Source organism: Mesorhizobium sp. M0019 (assembly GCF_040323975.1).
Lineage (GTDB): Bacteria > Pseudomonadota > Alphaproteobacteria > Rhizobiales > Rhizobiaceae > Mesorhizobium.
In genome coordinates, this window is sequence record NZ_JAMYVK010000114.1 from 1 (window position 1) to 2,633 (window position 2,633).

The following is a 2,633-nucleotide window of genomic DNA, read 5'->3' on the forward strand; positions in this document are numbered from 1 at the left end:
CTTCCGGGTCGGCGCCCGACAGCGTGAACTCGTCGGTGTGGCAGATGCCGGTTGCCTTGATCTCGACCAGCACCTCGCCATCACGCGGACCGTCGAGGTCGACCTCCATGATCTCCAGCGGCTTTCCGGCGGCGACGGCGACAGCGGCGCGCGTTTTCATCAGGCAATCCTCCCAAGGCAGTCTGCAATCCAGGTTAGATTTAACTTACCATTCAGCTCTGCGCTATGCACGAAGCGACGTTCTGACCCCGGATTTTCGTCAGCGCCCGCCGATTTGCATGCGGGATAGGCTCCGACTTTGCCTTGACCGGCCCCCTGAAGCCCATAAAACGGGAAGCCCGTAAAAGAAGGGCAGCCGAGGGACGAGGCCTGCATGTTCACAAAGATCCTGGTCGCCAACCGTGGCGAGATCGCCTGCCGCGTGATCAAGACGGCGCGCAAGATGGGCATCGCCACCGTCGCGGTCTATTCCGACGCCGACCGCGACGCCGTGCATGTCGAAATGGCCGACGAGGCGGTGCATATCGGGCCTTCGCCGGCTGCGCAAAGTTATCTGGTCGCGGAAAAGATCATCGCCGCCTGCAAGGCGACAGGAGCAGAGGCCGTGCATCCCGGCTACGGTTTCCTGTCCGAGCGGGCATCCTTCTGCGAAGCGCTGGAGCAGCAAGGCATCGTCTTCATCGGCCCGAAGCCCAAGGCCATCAAGGCGATGGGCGACAAGATCGAATCGAAGAAGTTCGCCAACGCGGCCAAGGTGTCGACGGTGCCCGGCTGGCTCGGCGTCGTCGAAAGCGCCGCCCATGCCGAAAGAATAGCCGGCGAAATCGGCTATCCCGTGATGATCAAGGCTTCGGCCGGCGGCGGCGGCAAGGGCATGCGCATCGCCTGGAGCAAGGCAGAGGTGCGCGACGGCTTCGACCGGGCGCGGTCGGAGGCCAAAAGCTCGTTCGGCGATGACCGCGTCTTCATCGAAAAATTCATCGTCGATCCGCGCCATATCGAAATCCAGGTGCTCGCCGACGCGCATGGCAACACGCTCTATCTCGGCGAGCGCGAATGCTCGATCCAGCGCCGCAACCAGAAGGTCGTGGAGGAGGCGCCGTCGCCGTTCCTCGACGCCAAGACCCGCAAAGCCATGGGCGAGCAGTCGGTGGCGCTGGCCAAGGCCGTCGACTACCAGAGCGCCGGCACGGTCGAGTTCATCGTCGACAGCGACAAAAACTTCTATTTCCTGGAAATGAACACGCGACTGCAGGTCGAGCATCCGGTGACAGAGCTCGTCACCGGCATCGACCTGGTCGAGCAGATGATCCGCGTGGCGGCCGGCGAAAAGCTCGCCATCAAGCAGAGCGACGTCAAGCTGAACGGCTGGGCGGTGGAAAGCCGCCTCTATGCCGAAGATCCGTATCGCAACTTTCTGCCGTCGATCGGCAGGCTGATGAAATACCGGCCGCCGGAAGAGGGAAAATTCGGCGAGGTCGTTATCCGCAACGATACCGGCGTCACCGAAGGCTCGGAAATCTCGATGTTCTACGACCCGATGGTCGCCAAGCTGTGCACCTGGGCGCCGACACGGCTGGCGGCGATCGACGCGATGTCGGAAGCGCTGGACAGTTTCGTCGTCGATGGCATCGAGCACAACATACCGTTCCTGGCGGCGCTGATGCAGCATCGGCGCTGGCGGGAAGGGCGGCTATCGACGGCGTTCATCGCCGAGGAGTATCCCGACGGCTTCGCGCCCATTGTGCCGAACAGCGAAGAAAACGCGGTGCTGGCCGCGATCGCAACCGCGGTCGAACTGCTGCGCCGCGACCGGCTCGACCGGCTGGGCGGGCGGCTGGCGCCGCATTCGGGTGCCTTGAAACGCGATTGGGTGGTGAAGATCGGCCGGGATTATCTTTCGGTTGCCATCGTCGAAGGCATGATTTCCATTCCGATGGAGCTCGACCTCACAATCGACGGCGGCAAACCGCTGACGGTGGCATGCGACTGGCGGCCGGGCGATCTCATCTGGCGCGGCACAGTCGGCGGCCGCAAGGTCGCGGCGCAAGTCAGGCCGGTGCTGAACGGGTTCCGCATCGCCTGGAAAGGCATGTCGGTGACGGCGCGCGCCATGCTGCCGCGCACCGCCGAGCTCGAACGGCTGATGCCGGAAAACGTGGCGCCGGATACCTCGAAGATGCTGCTTTGCCCGATGCCCGGCCTCGTCGTATCGATCGCCGTTGCCGAGGGGCAGGAGGTCAAGGCCGGCGAGACGCTGGCCGTGGTCGAGGCGATGAAGATGGAAAACGTGTTGCGCGCCGAGCGCGATCTCATCGTCTCGAAGCTCAACGCCAGGCCAGGCGACAGCCTTGCCGTCGATGCGGTGATCATGGAATTCGCGTGAGGCTGAAACCCGCCCTCGACGCCCGTCAGCAGTTGGCGGGACAGCGCCCCCCTCTGTCCTGCCGGACATCTCCCCCTCCAGGGGGGAGATTGGCAGCCTCGGCGCCTCGCTCGCTCCTGCAACGTTGGAAATTGGCGAAAGCCGAGATGATGGCCAATCTCCCCACTCTCATGATTGCTGACAATGGCCTTTGACATAAGCTGCAGCCCGCCGATCCGATCGGCGGTCGAGGCACTTGTACGGCGGA

Annotated in this window: 1 protein-coding gene and 1 pseudogene; one reads left to right on the top strand and one right to left on the bottom strand. The window is 63.7% G+C overall.

The window, feature by feature from the left end:
• Positions 1 to 160 (bottom strand): annotated as a pseudogene (locus NKK47_RS34815) (S-(hydroxymethyl)glutathione dehydrogenase); the annotation flags it as partial.
• Positions 161 to 373: 213 nt separating this feature from the next.
• On the opposite strand from NKK47_RS34815, the gene NKK47_RS34820 reads away from it, so the two are divergent.
• Complete coding sequence (locus NKK47_RS34820) at positions 374 to 2,386, top strand: acetyl-CoA carboxylase biotin carboxylase subunit (protein ID WP_352458803.1); 2,013 nt, start codon at positions 374 to 376, stop codon at positions 2,384 to 2,386.
• The last annotated feature ends 247 nt before the right edge of the window (positions 2,387 to 2,633 follow it).

Coding starts and splice junctions, on each gene's coding strand:
- NKK47_RS34820 (WP_352458803.1), top strand. CDS start 374: ATGTTCACAAAGATCCTGGTCGCCAACCGTGGCGAGATCGCCTGCCGC.